The organism is Bacillus sp. UNC125MFCrub1.1, assembly GCF_000701305.1.
GTDB classification, from domain to species: Bacteria; Bacillota; Bacilli; order Bacillales; family Bacillaceae; genus Bacillus; species Bacillus altitudinis.
Genome location: NZ_JNIG01000009.1, coordinates 755436 through 773259, shown reverse-complemented (window position 1 = coordinate 773259; position 17824 = coordinate 755436). Strand labels below are relative to the sequence as shown.

Here is a 17824-nt window from a genome sequence, read left to right as displayed (position 1 = left end):
AATAAGGAGGCGCGGGAGAAAATGAAAAAGTGGCTGAAACAAATTGTCAAATGGGCACCAGTGATTTATCCAGTGGTGAGGAAAATATACAAAGAACGAAAAGCATCCAAAAGTCGTAACGTATCAGCCGGGTAATCCGGCTTTTTTTTATGAAATGAATGAAACAAAAAAATATGCTGTGGGAATGATCCATTTCACTTCTCTCTCCGTTAAGTACATAACAAACGGAAAGAGGAGGCAAAACAGATGAAAATGAAAAAAGCATTTTTAACGATCCCGCTTAGTGCAGCATTATTATTACCAACTGCTCAAATGGCAAGTGCACACGAAGGACATATGCATGGGGATGCAAAAAAGTCGTCATCATCACAAGAGGTGTCAAATAAAGCAACGGATCTTCGCGCAGCGCTTGATCAGCTCTTCTCAGAACATGCTTATTTAGCAGTGATCACGATGCAAAAGGGAATTGACGGCAGTAAAGATTTTGATCAAGCAGCAGCAGCGTTAAATGAAAACACGAATGATCTATCAGATGCGATCGCCTCTGTGTATGGAAAAAAAGCAGGGAAACAATTTAAAGAGATTTGGTCAAGCCATATCGGCTACTTCGTTGATTATGTACAAGCAACAGCGAAAAAAGATGAAGCAGGTAAAAAGAAAGCGGTCAAAGAGCTTGATCAATACCGCATGAAACAAGCTGATATGCTTGATAAAGCAACAGGTGGAAGATTGAAAGCAAGTGAACTTGAAGAAGGTTTAAAAATGCACGTCAATGAACTGCTAAAAGCTTTTGACAGTTACACAGAAAAGGATTTTGATACAACCTATGAAACGGTCAGAAAATCCATTCATCATATGTTTGAAGTAGGTAAAGGCGTATCATGGGCGATTACAGATCAATTTCCTGGGAAATTTGATCAAAAATCAGTGGATACTCCAGCCGCAGATCTTCGTGAGGATTTAAACTACTTGTTCTCAGAGCATTTGGCACTCGCGGTAGTGGCTATGCAAAAAGGGAATGATGGCAGCAAGGACTTTGACCAAGCGGCAGCAGCCTTAAATGAAAATACAAATGATTTATCAGATGCGATCGCTTCTGTTTATGGAAAAGATGCAGGAAAACAATTTAAAACGATCTGGTCAAGTCATATCGGATATTTAGTTGATTATGTTAAAGCAGATGCATCAGGAGACGAGCAAGCAAAAGAAAAGGCTGTCAAAGATTTAGATGCTTACCGTATGAAACAAGCAAAATTTTTAGATCAAGCGACAGATGGACGATTGAAGGCGGCTGACTTAGAAGCTGGGTTGAAAACGCATATTGATGAGCTCATCAAAACGTACACGTCTTATCATCATGGTGAATATGATCAGCTGTACCCGACTGTCAGAGAAGCATACGGCCATATGTTCATGGTTGGTCAAGATGTCGCATCAGCTATTGTCGATCAGCATCCTGACATGTTCAAATCCAACATGCCAAATGAGATGCCGAAAACAGGTATGGGAGGCACAGCCGGTCCATTAGGTATGTCATATGAAGCATTTGCTGGGATGATGGCAAGTCTCATCTTAGCCGGAGGTGCAGTGGGGGCGTTCTTCCTCATTCGCCGTAAACCATCAAATTAAGCAGGCATCAAGACAAGAGGGAACGTGCACAATCGTGCCGTTCCTTTCTTCAAAAGGAGGTCGACTTGCGTGAAAAGATGGCTGTTTGGTATTCTGACGCTTTTCATCATCACGGGCTGCGCATCCCAATCAATAGATGAAAAGTCATCCTCTGAAACTGCATCATCTCCTGAGCCAATGACAGCAAAACAAGCCAAGAATCAATCTCATTCACACGACACGTTAAAAGATGAGCCATCGGGTATTGTTCCCGCTGACATCTCCATTCCAGCGATTGATGTCCAAGCAAAAGTGGAGAAAACGACTTTATCAAAGGATGGCAGTATGGGTGTTCCACAAAATACAGATCACACAGCTTGGTTTAAAGATGGTCCGAAGCCTGGTGATAAAGGGAATGCTGTCATAAATGGTCATGTTGATAATAAATGGGGTCCAGCTGTTTTTTATCGACTAAAGGAGCTAAAAAAGGGAGACAAAGTCATTGTGACATCCTCGTCAGGGGAAAAGCGAACCTTTGAGGTTCTCAAGGTGAAAAGCTATCCGCGCGAAGAGAAACCAAATGCTTTTTTCGGGTACGCCTTTACACGGAATCTCAATTTCATCACATGTACGGGAACTTTTGATCATGCAGCCGGTACACATGAAAAAAGATTGGTTGTCTTTACACAACTGATTTCCTCATAAGAAAAAGGCGGATACACGGAGGTGTAACGCCTTTTTTTCATGATTTCCACAACAGCATCTTAGAAGAAGATTCATAGGTCATTAGATATGGTTGGTTGTATAAATAGGGGCGTTTGTCATATAAATGAGTTGGCAATTTTTATTTCTTTTCAGTAGAATATGAGTAATGAAGAGAACTGTAAGCGTATACAACCTGTCCAAACAAGGCAGATTCTCCACCCTAAATGAAGGAGGCCGATCTAATGCTGAGTAAAAGACTGGCGCACATTTTAAGTCAGCTGATGGCAGCTGAGACTCCTCTCACGAGCGCAGCGCTTTCTGTCAGTTTACAAGTGACAAGCCGCACCATCCGAACAGACATCAAGGAACTGAATGAGCGTCTAGCCCTTTATCAAGCAGCTGTATCAGCTGTTAGAGGCGCTGGCTATGAGCTGTTGATCAACGATGAGAATGCCTTTCGCCGTTTTATGAAGGAAGAAGTCGAACAGGAAGAACCGCTTGCTGTTCTTCCAGAAGAGCGAGTTCGATTTATTTTGAAAAAGCTGCTTCTAGCGGAATCATATGTGAAGCTGGAAGACTTACAGGAGCAGCTGTTTATTAGTAAATCGACGATGAGTAATGACATGAAATGGGTCAAACGTAAGCTCGAACCCTTTGATCTGAAGCTGGAAGCAAAGCCGAATAAAGGCTGCCGGATTAAAGGATCTGAGATGAAAATCCGTTATTGCATGTCAGAATATTTATTCAATGAACGGCGTTCCTATCAAACAATGCTGGACACGGCGGTTACGATTTTGCCAAAACATGAGCTGGAATTGATTCAGAGAACCATGATTGATTATATCAACGAGGAAAAAATGAATCTATCAGACATTTGCATGAATAATTTAATTGTTCATATTGCTATTGCCTGTAAACGGATTAGACACGGAAACTATGTATCTGTGCTGCCTGAAGAAATCAACGAAATCCCAAGGGCAAAAGAATACAAGGTAGCCAAAAAAATGGTTGAGCGTCTTGAAGGGCTGCTGGATGTCTCATTTCCACAAGAGGAAATCGTTTATATCGCCATCCATTTGCTAGGAACAGCCAAAATGGTACAGTCTTTTTCAACGGGCGGTCAAAAACAAATTGTGGATGATGACACGAGCCGTCTTGTTCAACTGATGCTGAAAGCCATTGATCAAAAATTGCAGCTGGATTTAGCGGGAGATGCGGAATTGCTGATTGGCCTCAGTTTGCACTTAAAGCCAGCGATCAATCGGTGTAAGTATGGAATGAATTTAAGAAATCCAATGCTAGATGAGATCAAAGCGGGCTATCCAATTGCCTTTGAAGCAGGGATTGTGGCGAGCAGGGTCATTGAAGAAGAGACAGGTTTGTCCATTCATGAAAATGAGATCGGCTATATGGCACTTCATTTTGGTGCGGCCTTAGAGCGTAGGAAAATGGAGATACCACCGAAGCGATGCCTGATTGTCTGTGCGTCTGGTGCAGGGAGTGCAAGGCTACTTCAAGATCGTTTGCGGTCACAATTTGGGTCAAAGCTGACCATTTTAGGCACAGCAGAGCTTTATTCGCTTCCGCATGTCTCTTTACATGCATTGGATTTAATTATTACAACCATTCCCATTCATATGGATTTACCGATTCCGGTCATTCAAGTGAACACGATTTTAGGAGGCAGTGATTTTTTAAAAATAGAAGAAGCTTTGACAAGTGAAACAAGAGTGACATTAGCCACGCAATATATGAAAAAGGAATTGGTCTTTACAAAACGCGCCTTTCAAACAAAGGAAGAGGTCATACACTTTCTCACGCAAAAGGTCATTGACATGGGCTTAGCGCCAGCAGAACTTACACAATCTGTGATGGAAAGAGAAGAGTCTGCACCGACTTCATTTGGGCATTATACAGCGATTCCGCATCCGATGACCCCGCTGACAGAAGAGACGTTTTGGGCGATCTGTACATTAGAAAAACCGATCATTTGGGGAGAGAAAAAAGTTCAATTTGTGTGCTTGCTTTGTGTCGAAAAGGAGAACGCCAAAGACTTAAAAGGCATGTACCGTCTGCTTGGAGAGCTTGTCCATCATGTGAAATTTATTCAGCACCTCATCACCTGTGACACCTTTGAAGACATGCTGGATGTCATGGATAAAAAAGCGCCTTCGTACAAGAACTAATGGTGTGATATTAACTTTTTCCGCTTCCTAAAGGAAAAAGTATGGGTGTTTATGAAAGCGGTTTCATAATATGATGAATGTGTAAAGAAAAGCTTCATACTTCAAAAAGGGGGCGTTTACAATGAACATTTTATTAGTTTGTGCAGCAGGTATGTCAACAAGCTTACTTGTCACAAAAATGGAGAAGAGTGCACAAGAACAAGGAAAAGACTATCGTATTTGGGCAGTATCTGGAGATGCTGCTAAAAATCATATTGATCAAGCCGATGTGCTTTTATTAGGACCTCAAGTTCGTTATTTATTACCGCAAATGAAAAAACTCGGAGAAGACAAAGGAATTCCAGTAGATGTGATTAATACCGTGCATTATGGCGTATGTAATGGCGCTGAGGTTTTAAAATCTGCTGAACAGTTAGTGAACGGATAAAGGGGGCGGAAGGGATGAATGGATTCAACCGATTTCTAGAAGAGAAGGTTATGCCGTTTGCAGGGAAGATTGCCGCTCAAAGACATTTACAAGCATTGCGTGACGGAATTGTTTTAACCATGCCTCTCATTATCGTCGGTTCACTGTTTCTTATTTTAGCCAACCTTCCGATTCCAGGATACAGCGATTTTATGGCAAGTGTCTTCGGAGCCGAATGGGCCACGAAACTATCCTATCCTGTGAATGCCACCTTTGACATTATGGCACTTGTTGCGACCTTTGGGATCGCATACAGGTTAGCTGAAAAGTATGCAGTCGATGCACTGTCATCTGGTGCAATTGCTGTCGCAGCTTTCCTCCTAGCCACACCTTATCAAGTACCGTTCACACCTGAAGGATCAACAGAAGCTATCCTAGTGAATGGCGGTATTCCCGTCACACTGATGGGCAGTAAAGGGCTATTCGTTGCCATGATTATTGCCATGCTTTCCACCGAAATTTACCGCTTTATTGTACAGCGGAATATCGTCATCAAAATGCCTGATGGTGTACCGCCAGCAGTTAGTAAATCGTTTATCGCACTTATTCCAGGTTTTGTGGTCATCACGCTGATCTGGGTCGCTAGGCTTCTGATTGAGATGACACCTTTTGAGAGTATTCATAATATCATCACGGTCTTAATTGGCACACCACTATCCATTCTTGGTGGAAGCTTAGGCGGAAGTATCGTTGCCATCGGTGTGCAAATGCTCCTCTGGGCATGTGGTATTCACGGAGCCACCATTGTCGGAGGAGTCATGGGTCCGATTTGGCTCGGTGCGATGGATGAAAACCGTCTTGCCTTCCAAGCAGGAGAAGTGCTGCCGAATATTTTCACAGCGCAGTTCTTTGAAATCTTTATCAATGTCGGCGGAAGCGGCGCGACGCTTGCTTTGGTACTGACCATGATCTTGCGTGCGAGAAGTAAACAAATGAAACAGCTTGGCCGTCTTGCGATTGGGCCAGCCATCTTTAACATCAACGAACCGATCATTTTTGGAATGCCGATTGTGATGAACCCAATGCTTCTCATTCCGTTTATCCTTACGCCAATTATGATGATCATCACCACATATATCGGAATGAGCACAGGACTTGTAGCAAAACCGGCAGGGATCGCTGTCCCGTGGACAATGCCGCCAATCATTTCAGGCTATCTCGCAACAGGCGGGAAAATCTCTGGCGCGGTCATGCAGCTGATTAACCTTGCCTTGTCATTTGCGCTATACTATCCATTCTTTAGAATGTGGGATAAGCAGAAATTGAAAGAAGAAAATGAGCTTGAAGCAAAAGCATCAACAGATGAAAATGTCGTCAGCATGTAATAGAGGGAACAAGGGGGATGCGGCCGATGGAAATGGAACAAATTGTGTTTCAACTCATCTTGCACGGTGGTAATGGCAGAAGCTCGGCCATGGAGGCCATTACATGTGCAAAGCAAGGCAATTTTGATGAGGCGAAGCAAAAATTGCAGGAAGCACAAGACGCGTTAAATGAGGCGCATCACGCACAGACAGAGCTAATCCAAGGAGAAATCAGAGGAGAGAAAACCGACGTCAGTCTCTTGATGATTCATGCACAGGATCATCTGATGAACGCTATGACCGTCAAAGAGCTTGCAGCTGAAATCATTGAGCTCCATGAAAAAATGAAGCAATTCGGAGGTGTCAATTCATGAAAGACGGAATTAAAATTGTCACAATAGGCGGTGGATCAAGCTATACGCCTGAGCTCGTCGAAGGGTTTATTAAACGATATCAAGAATTGCCTGTAAAGGAGTTATGGCTTGTGGATATTGAAGCAGGTCAGGAAAAGTTGAACATCGTGGGTGCTCTTGCAAAACGTATGGTTGAAAAAGCGGGTTTGCCGATTGAAGTGCACCTCACCCTTGACCGCCGGGCAGCTCTGAAAGATGCGGACTTTGTCACGACACAATTCCGTGTAGGACTGCTCGAAGCCAGAGCCAAGGATGAGAGAATCCCGCTTAAATATGGCGTCATTGGACAGGAAACGAATGGTCCAGGCGGGTTATTTAAAGGTCTACGCACCATTCCAGTCATTCTAGACATCGTGAAGGATATGGAAGAGCTTTGCCCAGATGCCTGGCTGGTGAACTTTACAAATCCAGCAGGCATGGTCACAGAGGCGGTGTTACGCTACACGAATCTGAAAAAAGTAGTCGGTCTATGCAATGTGCCGATTGGAATCAAAATGGGCATTGCAAAAGCGCTGGATGTCGATGTCGAACGCATTGAAGTACAATTTGCAGGCCTCAATCACATGGTCTATGGCTTAGATGTGTATTTAGACGGGGTCAGCATTATGGATCAAGTACTCGATGAATTAGGAAATCCAAATAGCCAGTGGTCCATGAGGAATATTGAAGCGAAAAACTGGGAGCCTTCTTTCGTCAAAGGCTTAGGGGTCATCCCATGTCCGTATCATCGTTATTACTATAAAACGAAAGATATGCTGGAGGAAGAACAAAAAGCGGCTCAAGAAAAAGGAACAAGAGCAGAGGTTGTGCAGCAAGTCGAGCATGAACTATTTGAGTTATATAAAGACCCAGATTTATCGATTAAACCGCCGCAGCTCGAAAAAAGAGGCGGGGCTTATTACAGCGATGCAGCATGTAATTTGATCAGTTCCATCTATAATGATAAACATGACATTCAACCGGTAAATACAGTGAACAGAGGAGCGATTGCCAGCATTCCGGCCGAATCAGCGGTTGAAGTGAACTGTATCATTACAAAGGACGGACCAAAACCAATCGCGACAGGTGATCTGCCTGTGGCTGTGAGAGGACTCGTTCAACAAATCAAGTCTTTCGAGCGTGTGGCAGCTGAAGCAGCTGTGACAGGAGATTACGAGACGGCTCTTGTCGCCATGACCATCAATCCACTCGTTCCTTCTGACGAAATTGCAAAGCAAATCTTAGATGAAATGCTTGAAGCGCACCGTGAATATTTACCGCAGTTCTTCAAATCAGTGAATGCTTAAAATAAAATGGCCCCTTTATGGGGTCGTTTTTTATGATTTTTTCATATGGAAACCGGAGAAAGCAGTGTATGATAGAAAAAACAACATGTACTGCTTCACAGAAAGGACGGTTAGAATATGGTGGCAATTGGGTTAATGCTTTACGGCTTTATCGTTCAACCTCTACTTAGTTACGGCACAGTGGTTTTGTTTTTGTATGGAATCATCGCTTCGTTTATTGGTCTGATTCGGCATAGACAGGATGTGTGGATGTATGTTCTCCGCTTGCTCGTTTGTTTTACCATTCCAGTAACCAATCTGTTAATGTATTTCGCAACCATCGGTGGAGATGAAAGAGACTTTGATTTCCAGCCGATGCCGCCAGTTTATCATCTTGTTTTTATCCTAGAAATCATCATCGTCTTTTTACCAGAGATCTTTTTACTGATCGAGAGAAAGCGGAGTATCAAAGGGAAACAGTGGATATATGCAGGGGCCATTGTGGGGATAACGGTCTTGTTTTGGTGCACGATTTGATGAGAGGCTGATGGACATCTAAGTCTTTTTCGCCTTTTTGTTGCGCAACCTCTTTCGCCTCACTTTTACAAAAGTAATGGAAAGAACAAAGATAGAAATCCCGAGAAACTTAAATAGAAAACGGGTGAAGAACGGTGAATCGTCGAAACCTGTAGCGATGATGATTGATCCGATGCAAATCCCAAAGAACGCAAGTAAATAAGTAAAAAACATACCATCACTCCTTAAGCGTGGAATAGATCCATATTTTCCATTATGAGGTAGTGAAGGAGATAAAGAAACAAAAAAAGAACCCTTCATCAAATGAAAGGTTCTTTCGCTTGCTTATGCCTGCTTGACGACCGAATCGACTTCTACTGTCCAGCCGAAGATATCTGGCTGAGTTCCTTTTTGGATTCCGGTAATCGCTTCGTACAATTTCTTCGATACTTCGCCTGTTTGACCATTTTGAATGACGTATGGCTGATCGTGATAAATTAATTCACCGACAGGAGAAATGACGGCTGCCGTTCCTGTCCCGAAGATTTCTTCAAGTTCACCGGATTGATGTGCTTCAATTAACTCATCAATTGAAATTTTACGTTCTGTCACAGGGATTTCCCAATGCTTTAACAGCTCAAGCACAGAATTCCGTGTGATCCCTTCTAAAATGCTGCCATTCAGTTCAGGCGTCACGATTTCTCCATTGATTTTAAAGAAGATATTCATACTGCCGACTTCTTCAATGTACTTTTTCTCGATGCCATCAAGCCACAGGACTTGTGAAAATCCTTTTGTTTCAGCAACTTGCTGTGCTTTCAAGCTCGATGCATAGTTTCCAGCTGTTTTGGCATTCCCTGTTCCGCCTTTAACGGCGCGGACAAATTCGTTTTCCACCGCAATTTTGACCGGATGGATGCCTTCTTTATAATAAGAACCTACTGGAGATAAAATGATGATCAGCTTGTAGGTGCTTGACGGTGCAACACCTAAATAGGGCTCAGTAGAAATAATGAATGGTCGAATATACAAAGAAGTGCCCTCTGCATCAGGTACCCAATCCTTGTCAATGCGAATGAGTTCATTTAAGCCTTCTAAAACCGTTTCTGTATCAATTTGTGGGATACATAGGCGGTCATTTGATCTGTTTAAGCGTTCCATATTTTTTTCGGGACGGAATAAAAGAATCTTTTGATCCTCAGACACATACGCCTTCAAGCCTTCAAAAACAGATTGGCCATAATGATAAACCATAGAAGCTGGGTCCATTGGAATCGCCTGATAAGGAATAATTCTCGGATCATACCAGCCTTTATCAATTGAATAATCCATCACAAACATGTGGTCTGTGAAGATTTTTCCGAATTCAAGTTGATCAGATTGAGGTTTTGGTTTTTTTGTTGAACTAAGTTCAACGCGGATGGGTTGTTTTGGCATCGTAAATCTCCTTGCTGTTTGATTATTTGAAAATTCTAATAATATGAAATAATTATGATTCTATTCTATACCTTCACAAAATATTAGCAATAGGTTTTCTGGAATTCAGACAAGAAAAATCTGTTAAAGCGCTTTCCTCCTCTCTGTCGTGGTTTTACTGAAGTTTCCCCTTAGAAATAAAATCCAATTTAATTATTAACTGATTAATCTGACAATTTAAAAGCGATTTGTTTTCCTGTAAGATATTCTTTCAACCATACACCTTTTGACTAGTACATTGCAAGGGGCATTGCCATATTTTAATCCTCTTTTTTTTAACCGATAAAGGTAGAAGAGAGTGGAAGGGAGCAAACAACGAGATGAAACGAATGATATCAGGCGCCTTATTGATTTTATTGATGACCGCCATTAGTTTTGGCTGTCAAGCGATGACGGAGGAGGCTGGTGCGAAGCAAGGTACTGCCTATTACGTCGCAGCAAATGGGAACGACAAACATCCAGGGACAAAGCAAAAGCCTTTCCGTACGCTGAAAAAAGCGGCAAGTATCGCGAAAGCTGGAACAACAGTTTATATGAGAGGCGGTACATACAAAGAGAAATTGATTGTCCGCCATTCTGGAACAAAGAAAGCACCAGTTGTTTTTCAAGCGTATGGAAAAGAGAAGCCTGTCATTAGCGGAGCATCTCTTAAAGGAAATCAAGCAGACGGTGGTCTTGTGAAGATTGATCAAAAAAGCTATATCACCCTGAAAGGGCTGACAGTCGGTCATATTAAAACGAATCAAGAAGATGTGACACCCATCGGTATATTCATCACAGGAAGCGGCAAAGGCGTCAAACTGCTTAACAACCGTGTGTACGACATTCAGACGACACATCAAAATGGGAATGCTCATGGCATTGCGGTCTATGGAACGAAAGCACCTGCAGCCATTGAAGACATTGAAATCAAAGGAAACACTGTGGAAAAGTTAAAGCTAGGTTTTAGTGAAGCCCTTGTGCTAAACGGAAACGTTAAAAAATTCCGCGTGACACATAATACAGTCCGGCATACGGACAATATCGGGATTGATTTAATTGGTTTTGAGAATGTCGCACCTTCTAAAAAGTATGATCAAGTGCGAAATGGTGTCGTATCTAGAAACAAAGTTTATGAGATTACGAGTGTTGGGAATCCAGCGTACGGCAAGGACATCTCCGCAGGAGGAATCTATGTGGATGGCGGGAAAGACATCGTGATTGATCATAACATCAGCCATCATAATGACCTTGGGATTGAGGTCACAAGTGAACATAAAGGGAAGATGGCCGAACGCATTCGCATTGAGCACAATCAAGTATATTTAAATCGTTATACAGGCATCTCCATTGGCGGCTATGACAAGAAGCGCGGCGGAACCACAAACACGACCATCTCCCATAACATTTTGTACAAAAATGACACAGCCGGCTTAGAAGGCGGTCAATTGCTCATGCAATATCAATCGGTGAACAATCGAATCACGAATAATATCATGACAGCCAGTGCTTCGCATTACTTAGTCGTGAATCTCTACGAAGTGAACAAGAAAAATACATTCCAAAAGAATGTCTACGATGACCGCAAAGGTGCAAAAGCCTCACAGTGGGTATGGCGCGGGAAATGGCTGGAAGGCTACAAAACGTATCGCTCGAAAAGCGGTCAAGATAAAGGTTCAGCACACCTCAATCCCCAATTTGTGAATGAGAAAAAATATGATTTCCGTCTTAAGGCATCATCACCTGCTAAGAAAATCATCGGCAGTTAAACAAGGTATACGGTGTAAATGATCATTTTAGAAATTTTCAAAAAAGTCATTGACATTGATGAGACATCACATTAAAGTAAAGAAGACATTTCAACTAAAACAAATTTCATAACGGATCTCTTATCAAGAGAGGCAGAGGGACTGGCCCTATGACGCCCAGCAACCGTTTCTATCTAAGAAATTGGTGCTAATTCCTGCAAAGCTGTTACAGCTTTGACAGATAAGAGAGGAAGACTTCCCGATACATGTTTCATGCAACGGTGATCAAGCCTCTCTTTATCAAGAGAGGCTTTTTTGATCTCTTTTTTTAGAATCAAAAGACTGGGTTCACAGGCATATTTCCACTTTTTTACCTAGTTTTCCGATGTGAAAAATAAAACAACTTGAGGAGGAACAGCAATGAAACGTAAATATTGGACATCATCTCTTGTATTATTGACGGTCCTGACCGTGCTATTATCTGGTTGCGGTACGGGATCAAGCGCAGGCTCAAAAGCCAATGCAAACGAAAAGGTCTCCTTTGACAATGTCCCGAAGCGATTTGCAAAAGGACAGGGAGCAAAAATTAAAGTCATCCGTAAAATTGGCGGGGACGATCATACTGCTCAGTTTTTAGCAGGAACGAAGGCAGAAGGGGAAGCGCTAGGCTTTACAGTAGATGTCTACACGGCAAATGGTGATACGGCGAAGTTTCATGATGCCATTTCTCAAGCACTAGAAGAAAACTATGATGGCTTTATCATCTCTCATGGGGATGATGAGGCGACAGTCGCTGATGTGAAAAAGATCACAGCGAAAGGCATTCCAGTTGTGGCGTTTGATTCAAATCCGAAGCTGAAGGATATCAAAGGAGTCACAGTGACGTCTCAAGATGACGAGCAATTAGCGAAAAAATCATTAGATGCACTCGTGGCTGATTTTAAAGGGAAAGCAAATATTGCGTATCTTTGGGTAGACGGATTCCCTCCAATGGTGAGACGAAACAAGGTGTACCAAGAAACGCTCAAACAGCATACAGGGATCAAGGAACTTGACCGATTTGGCGTTGCGGCCTCTGATACATCAGTTCAAACACAAAATGCGGTTGCGGCTATGCTGAATAAATATCCAAAGGGTAAACTGGATGCGATTTTTGCCACGTGGGATGCATTTGCGATTGGTGCCGCAAGAGCTTTAAAAGAAGCAGGAAGAACCGAAGTGAAAATATACGGTATTGATGTGTCTAATGCCGATCTCCAAGAAATGACTGCGAAAGACAGTCCTTGGAAGTACACTGCCGCTGTCGATCCGAAGCTCATTGGCGCAATTGACGTAAGGATTCTTGCGAAGAAACTAGCTGGCGAGAAAACGCCATCTTCCTATGACCTTGAGGCCTCTCTCATTTCACAAAAGCAGCTTCAGGATGCAGGAAAGGCCATCAATATGGTCAATCTTGCAGAAGAAGTAAAAGGATTCGGATCATCGACTGCTTTTGAAGAAGACTGGATGAAGACCTTGAAGAAGCATTATGCAAAATAAACCACGTGCACTCTCTTTTCATAGAGGGTGTTTCGTTTTTCAATTGACGATCAGGAGAGAAGGAGGACACCTATGACAACGCCGCTTGTTCATATGAAAAACATTTCGATTGAATTCCCAGGAGTCAAAGCGTTAGATCAAGCAAATTTCACATTAAAAAGAGGCACAGTCCATGCCCTGATTGGGGCGAACGGTGCTGGGAAGTCAACGTTAATGAAAGTTCTCTCTGGTGCTCATTCACATTTTGAAGGAACCATCCACATCAATGGCGAGGAGGCGACCATTCATACACCAAAGGATGCGGCCTCATACGGTGTGCAGACCGTACATCAAGAAGTGGATACAGCTCTAGTGCCATATTTAAGTGTTGGCGAAAATATGATGATTCATGAAATTGAGAAAAAACCATTCGTCCGTTGGAAAGAGATTCACCGCAAGGCAGCACAGCTGTTACAAGAGATGAATATTGACATCTCGACGAAGCGTCTTGTGAGTGATTTGACACTGGCAGAAAAACAAATGGTGCTCATTGCCAAGGCTGTGTCGATCAAATGCAGCATTTTAATTTTAGATGAACCAACCGCTCCACTTAGTCATGCAGAAACAAGCAAGCTATTCTCAATGATTCATCAATTGAAAAAGAACGGCACAGGCATCATTTTTATTTCGCATCGCATGCCAGAAATTTTCAACATCTGTGATGAACTGACTGTGATGAAGAATGGAACCGATGTGGCGGCGCACCTCATTAAAGAAACCGATCCAAAGCAGGTCATTGAAGAAATGCTTGGCGCGCCATTAGAGGATCAATTCCCATCCCGTACACCGCTTGAGGATGCACCGATTGTGCTTGACGTGAAAGAGTTGCATGACCAGCATAAATTAAACAACATTCATCTTCATGTGAAAAAAGGAGAAATTCTCGGGATTGCAGGATTAGTCGGTGCTGGTAAAACAGAATTGTGCAAAGCCCTATTCGGCGCCTCAGAAAAAAAGTCAGGCACTGTGCAGTTGCATGGTCAAACCATTCATATCAAGTCGCCTCATCACGCTGTGAGAGCGGGTATTGCCCTTGTGCCTGAGGAACGGAGAAAAGAAGGAATTTTAACAGAAGAAACTGTTGGATGGAACGTAACAGCTGCAAGTCTACGTTCGTTTACACGGCCGTTCAGCTTCTTACATCGTTCTAAGGAACGGAAGGCAGCAGATGGAATCGTCAAGCGGCTTGGCGTCAAGACACCTTCTCTTGAAGCGAAGGTGAAGCATCTCTCTGGTGGAAATCAGCAAAAGATTGCGATTGGAAAATGGCTGTTGGCTGAGGCAGATGTCTATCTCTTTGATGAACCAACCAAAGGTGTAGACGTTGGAGCCAAAAAGGACATTTTCTCCCTCATTGCAGAACTAGCTGCAAGAGGAAAAGCGGTTATTTATGCTTCAAGTGAGCTTTCAGAAATTGCAGGAATTGCCGACCGAGTATACGTCTTATATGATGGCAGCATTGCCCGGGAAATGACGGCACCAATGACTGAAGAAGAGCTTTTATATCATTCAACAGGAGGACAATCATGAGTGAACGACAAGTTTCAGCCCCAGTTCAACAAATCAAGAAACAGCGGCCATCCTTTCATCTGTTTGATTTCTTTTATCAATATGGCACCATCTTAACGATTGTCGTATTGATTGTTGTCTTTGCGGCAGCCAATCCGGCATTTTTACAGTCAGGAAATATCATCAACATTTTACGATCGATCTCGATTGTAACCATCATTGCAGTAGGGCTGACGATCTCATTAGCAGTGAATGGCTTTGATTTATCTGTAGGTTCAGTTGCAACGTTATCAAATGCAATTGTGATCTCCATGTTTGTATGGTTCTCGCAAAACCCACTCATTGCGATCCTTTCTGCGCTGGCGGCTTCTCTTATTGTCGGTTTGCTGAATGCTTGGATGATTGTCAAAATGAAGATTCCAGATATGCTCATGACACTAGCCATGATGTTTATCATTCAAGGGCTGGCACAAACCTATACGAAAGGTGCGACCATTTCTGAAAATATGGTGCTGCCTGATGGTACTTTTTCAACTGGCACCATCCCTGCCTTTTTCAGCAAGATTGGGCAGGTCCCCTATATCATTTTGATTATGGCGGCCATTGTGCTTTTTGCACATGTTTTTATGACTTACACAAAGCATGGGCGGTTGATGTATATCATTGGTGGAAATAAAGAAGCCGCCCGATTGTCTGGTATTCATGTGAACAAATACAAAATCGCAGCATATCTGTTGTCTGCCTTATTTGCGGCGATCGGTGGTATCGTGCTGGCATCAAGGGTGATGACAGCAGAAATTAACGCAGGAACGCCATATTTAATGGATGGGGTAGCTGCTGCTTTTATTGGGTTTTCAGTCATGGGAGCAGGTAAACCAAACGCATTCGGTACGTTTATTGGTGCGGTGCTCATCGGTATTTTACAAAATGGACTTGTGATGATGTCTGTCCCGTATTATGCAATGGATATCGTGAAAGGATCTGTGCTTGCACTGGCACTCGCGCTGACTTATTACAAACAACGGGGCTAAGATGTATTTTTTTAAAACCATTTGCGTCCTCTCTCCGTCTAGTAAACGGAAAGCAGTGTAACAGCTGTTTGCCAAAAGGAGATGACAAAAAGAAATGAATATGTCAGCAACTCATGTAGAAGATTTGAAAAGTGTCATGGAAGACTGGAAAAATGAATTATTAGTATATAAATTTGCATTAGATGAAATGGATACAAAGTTTTCGATTATTAGTCAGGAATATAATTTAATCCATGGACACAACCCAATAGAGCATACTAAATCACGGATCAAATCCTTTGAAAGCATCGTGAATAAACTAGCGAGAAAAGGATGTGACATCACCACACAATGTGCCAAGGAGTACATACATGATATCGCTGGTGTCCGCATCATCTGTTCGTTTATTCAAGATATCTATAACATTATTGATGTTCTGAGGCAAAGAGAGGATTTAAAGATCCTTGAAGTGAAGGATTACATTCAGCATCCGAAACCAAATGGCTATCGAAGTCTTCATTTAATTGTTGAGATTCCTGTTTACTTAACGAATCGTGTGGAGCATGTGAAGGTTGAAATTCAGGTGCGGACCATTGCGATGGATTTCTGGGCGAGTCTCGAACATAAAATCTATTATAAGCTGCAAAACGATGTTCCTCATCAGCTCACCGATGAACTAAAGGAAGCGGCAGATATCGCTCACTACTTAGATGAAAAAATGCAAAATATCAAACGGGAAATTGATTAACCAATAAAAAGAGTAGCTGTTTTGAATGACAGCTACTCTTTTAAGTCTTATTAAGGGTTGGTGCCTCGATCTCTCTTTTGAATGATCGTACCGTCATCTTGCGATTGTGCAGACGGGCTGCCTTTTTGTGTAGAAGTGCCAATCAAAACACCTGTAATCAAGAACGTAAAAATCGCACTTGAGATCAGCCATTTTTTCATCATACATCACTCCATCTTCTTAACAAGTTTTGAATGACAATGCCTTGTTCTGAAAATACTTTGCTTCTTTCGGAAGACCATTTTCAGTTAAGTAGGCGGCTACATCCTGACAGATAGCCTCAAGATCAACAAGGAAATTCATAGATTCTAATTGATCACAATAAGAAATGATCTGCTCAATCATGTTGTTTGGCTGGAGCATCAATGTTTCTAAAATGGATAATTTAAGTGAAATGTTTCGTTGTTTTAAATTTTCTGCTTTTTGAAGTGAAAGCTGTACATAATAGTGGAACAAACCAGGCTTTTTCAGCTTAAATAGCGCTTTCGTGTAGGCATACAAGGCCAGTAAATAGCCGCCTGGGGAAGAAGTTTCGAATGACTCAATCAATAAAGCTTTTTCTAGGAGCGGCACAGCTTCACTGTATTCACTTCTTAGACTTTTAATAAAGGCTGCATTGCAATATGCGTGACCAAGTAAATCTGGATCCTCCATCTGTTCTAGTGAGTGAATCACCTGTCCAAACAAAGTTTCTGCCTCTTCATATTTCGATTGATCCGCATAATTCAAAGCAAGCATCATTTGACAGCTGATTGATTTTTTCACATAACATGGATCTGCGTCGTAAATAGACGAAGCCTTTTTTAAGTGGTGGATGGAGAGAAGTGTGGATCTTATATTATAGTATAGACAGCCTGTTTTATAATGGAATTCTGCTTTTTCAATGTCATCATGTACGAGATCTAATTTATCCTCTGCCAATTTCAAATGGTGAAATGCTGAATCTTGATTCCCTCTGCGCATTTCATACATGCCTTTAAAGAAATAGAAATAGTAGCTGAGCATATCATCTGTACGAATCGCATTTTCATCCACAAAAAGACTGTGATCTAACGAAGCTGTATCTTCGACTAAATCTTTGAAACGGTATTCTAAAAGTTGATAGTAGAGTAAGACGTCTTGATTCTCTTCCATTCGATCAAATGCTTGAAGAATCTCTTCTTTTAGCTGTATGGCTTCTTGTATGTCTCTTTTTTTCATCAAGACATACCAGTCATTTAGCATATTTGCTACATCAACGGATGACAAAACACCTGTTTCTGCCAATTGGTATC

17 protein-coding genes and 1 riboswitch are annotated in these 17824 nt (G+C 42.2%); of the genes, 14 read left to right on the top strand and 3 right to left on the bottom strand.

The window, feature by feature from the left end; translation table 11 throughout:
- Positions 1 to 21 precede the first annotated feature (21 nt).
- The 9 genes from N521_RS19775 (at position 22) to N521_RS04145 (ending at position 8484) form a co-directional block, all read left to right on the top strand.
- Positions 22 to 135, top strand: coding sequence for a hypothetical protein (locus tag N521_RS19775; protein ID WP_008345567.1), 114 nt, complete (start codon positions 22 to 24; stop codon positions 133 to 135).
- Positions 136 to 246: 111 nt separating this feature from the next.
- A complete protein-coding gene (locus N521_RS04180; RefSeq protein ID WP_019743488.1) occupies positions 247 to 1629 on the top strand; it encodes a hypothetical protein in 1383 nt (460 codons plus the stop codon).
- A 69-nt stretch (positions 1630 to 1698) separates the two neighbouring features.
- Positions 1699 to 2313: a class F sortase gene (locus tag N521_RS04175; protein ID WP_035389906.1), complete on the top strand. Its 615-nt coding sequence runs from the start codon at positions 1699 to 1701 to the stop codon at positions 2311 to 2313.
- 242 nt (positions 2314 to 2555) lie between these two features.
- A complete protein-coding gene (locus N521_RS04170) occupies positions 2556 to 4499 on the top strand; it encodes a BglG family transcription antiterminator (RefSeq protein WP_035389904.1) in 1944 nt (647 codons plus the stop codon).
- A gap of 121 nt (positions 4500 to 4620) precedes the next feature.
- Positions 4621 to 4926: a PTS sugar transporter subunit IIB gene (locus N521_RS04165; RefSeq protein WP_007497889.1), complete on the top strand. Its 306-nt coding sequence runs from the start codon at positions 4621 to 4623 to the stop codon at positions 4924 to 4926.
- A 14-nt stretch (positions 4927 to 4940) separates the two neighbouring features.
- On the top strand, positions 4941 to 6290 hold the full coding sequence (gene celB / locus N521_RS04160) for a PTS cellobiose transporter subunit IIC (protein ID WP_007497888.1): 1350 nt from the start codon (positions 4941 to 4943) through the stop codon (positions 6288 to 6290).
- Between the two features lie 26 nt (positions 6291 to 6316).
- Positions 6317 to 6643, top strand: coding sequence for a PTS lactose/cellobiose transporter subunit IIA (locus N521_RS04155; RefSeq protein ID WP_008345561.1), 327 nt, complete (start codon positions 6317 to 6319; stop codon positions 6641 to 6643).
- A complete protein-coding gene (locus N521_RS04150) occupies positions 6640 to 7968 on the top strand; it encodes a 6-phospho-beta-glucosidase (RefSeq protein WP_007497885.1) in 1329 nt (442 codons plus the stop codon). Before N521_RS04155 ends, N521_RS04150 begins: the two co-directional genes overlap by 4 nt.
- Before the next feature lie 117 nt (positions 7969 to 8085).
- Entirely contained in the window at positions 8086 to 8484 is a 399-nt protein-coding gene (locus N521_RS04145) for a hypothetical protein (RefSeq protein ID WP_008345555.1), read from the top strand.
- 324 nt (positions 8485 to 8808) lie between these two features.
- Here N521_RS04145 and N521_RS04135 read toward each other — a convergent pair whose 3' ends face one another.
- On the bottom strand, positions 8809 to 9900 hold the full coding sequence (locus tag N521_RS04135; RefSeq protein WP_008345553.1) for a branched-chain amino acid aminotransferase: 1092 nt from the start codon (positions 9898 to 9900) through the stop codon (positions 8809 to 8811).
- Positions 9901 to 10259: 359 nt separating this feature from the next.
- On the opposite strand from N521_RS04135, the gene N521_RS04130 reads away from it, so the two are divergent.
- The 5 genes from N521_RS04130 (at position 10260) to N521_RS04110 (ending at position 16511) form a co-directional block, all read left to right on the top strand.
- Positions 10260 to 11687, top strand: a complete 1428-nt coding sequence (locus N521_RS04130) for a DUF1565 domain-containing protein (protein ID WP_017358694.1) — start codon at positions 10260 to 10262, stop codon at positions 11685 to 11687.
- A gap of 117 nt (positions 11688 to 11804) precedes the next feature.
- Positions 11805 to 11914: riboswitch (SAM riboswitch) on the top strand.
- A 172-nt stretch (positions 11915 to 12086) separates the two neighbouring features.
- Positions 12087 to 13205 carry a sugar ABC transporter substrate-binding protein gene (locus tag N521_RS04125; RefSeq protein ID WP_035389900.1) on the top strand — a complete coding sequence of 373 codons (1119 nt, stop codon included), beginning with the start codon at positions 12087 to 12089 and terminating at the stop codon, positions 13203 to 13205.
- A 72-nt stretch (positions 13206 to 13277) separates the two neighbouring features.
- Positions 13278 to 14774: a sugar ABC transporter ATP-binding protein gene (locus N521_RS04120; RefSeq protein ID WP_035389898.1), complete on the top strand. Its 1497-nt coding sequence runs from the start codon at positions 13278 to 13280 to the stop codon at positions 14772 to 14774.
- Complete coding sequence (locus tag N521_RS04115; protein WP_017368303.1) at positions 14771 to 15784, top strand: ABC transporter permease; 1014 nt, start codon at positions 14771 to 14773, stop codon at positions 15782 to 15784. Before N521_RS04120 ends, N521_RS04115 begins: the two co-directional genes overlap by 4 nt.
- Before the next feature lie 94 nt (positions 15785 to 15878).
- Entirely contained in the window at positions 15879 to 16511 is a 633-nt protein-coding gene (locus N521_RS04110; protein ID WP_007497867.1) for a GTP pyrophosphokinase YwaC, read from the top strand.
- A gap of 50 nt (positions 16512 to 16561) precedes the next feature.
- Here N521_RS04110 and N521_RS19635 read toward each other — a convergent pair whose 3' ends face one another.
- Positions 16562 to 16711: a hypothetical protein gene (locus tag N521_RS19635; RefSeq protein WP_197025613.1), complete on the bottom strand. Its 150-nt coding sequence runs from the start codon at positions 16709 to 16711 to the stop codon at positions 16562 to 16564.
- Positions 16712 to 16730: 19 nt separating this feature from the next.
- Entirely contained in the window at positions 16731 to 17816 is a 1086-nt protein-coding gene (locus N521_RS04105; RefSeq protein WP_035389896.1) for a response regulator aspartate phosphatase, read from the bottom strand.
- Positions 17817 to 17824 lie beyond the last annotated feature (8 nt).

Bases quoted from the DNA above. Each gene is read 5' to 3' on its own strand.
- N521_RS19775 (WP_008345567.1), top strand. From the start codon at position 22: ATGAAAAAGTGGCTGAAACAAATTGTCAAATGGGCACCAGTGATTTAT.
- N521_RS04180 (WP_019743488.1), top strand. From the start codon at position 247: ATGAAAATGAAAAAAGCATTTTTAACGATCCCGCTTAGTGCAGCATTA.
- N521_RS04170 (WP_035389904.1), top strand. From the start codon at position 2,556: ATGCTGAGTAAAAGACTGGCGCACATTTTAAGTCAGCTGATGGCAGCT.
- N521_RS04165 (WP_007497889.1), top strand. From the start codon at position 4,621: ATGAACATTTTATTAGTTTGTGCAGCAGGTATGTCAACAAGCTTACTT.
- celB (WP_007497888.1), top strand. From the start codon at position 4,941: ATGAATGGATTCAACCGATTTCTAGAAGAGAAGGTTATGCCGTTTGCA.
- N521_RS04155 (WP_008345561.1), top strand. From the start codon at position 6,317: ATGGAAATGGAACAAATTGTGTTTCAACTCATCTTGCACGGTGGTAAT.
- N521_RS04150 (WP_007497885.1), top strand. From the start codon at position 6,640: ATGAAAGACGGAATTAAAATTGTCACAATAGGCGGTGGATCAAGCTAT.
- N521_RS04145 (WP_008345555.1), top strand. From the start codon at position 8,086: ATGGTGGCAATTGGGTTAATGCTTTACGGCTTTATCGTTCAACCTCTA.
- N521_RS04135 (WP_008345553.1), bottom strand. From the start codon at position 9,900: ATGCCAAAACAACCCATCCGCGTTGAACTTAGTTCAACAAAAAAACCA.
- N521_RS04130 (WP_017358694.1), top strand. From the start codon at position 10,260: ATGAAACGAATGATATCAGGCGCCTTATTGATTTTATTGATGACCGCC.
- N521_RS04125 (WP_035389900.1), top strand. From the start codon at position 12,087: ATGAAACGTAAATATTGGACATCATCTCTTGTATTATTGACGGTCCTG.
- N521_RS04120 (WP_035389898.1), top strand. From the start codon at position 13,278: ATGACAACGCCGCTTGTTCATATGAAAAACATTTCGATTGAATTCCCA.
- N521_RS04115 (WP_017368303.1), top strand. From the start codon at position 14,771: ATGAGTGAACGACAAGTTTCAGCCCCAGTTCAACAAATCAAGAAACAG.
- N521_RS04110 (WP_007497867.1), top strand. From the start codon at position 15,879: ATGAATATGTCAGCAACTCATGTAGAAGATTTGAAAAGTGTCATGGAA.
- N521_RS19635 (WP_197025613.1), bottom strand. From the start codon at position 16,711: ATGAAAAAATGGCTGATCTCAAGTGCGATTTTTACGTTCTTGATTACA.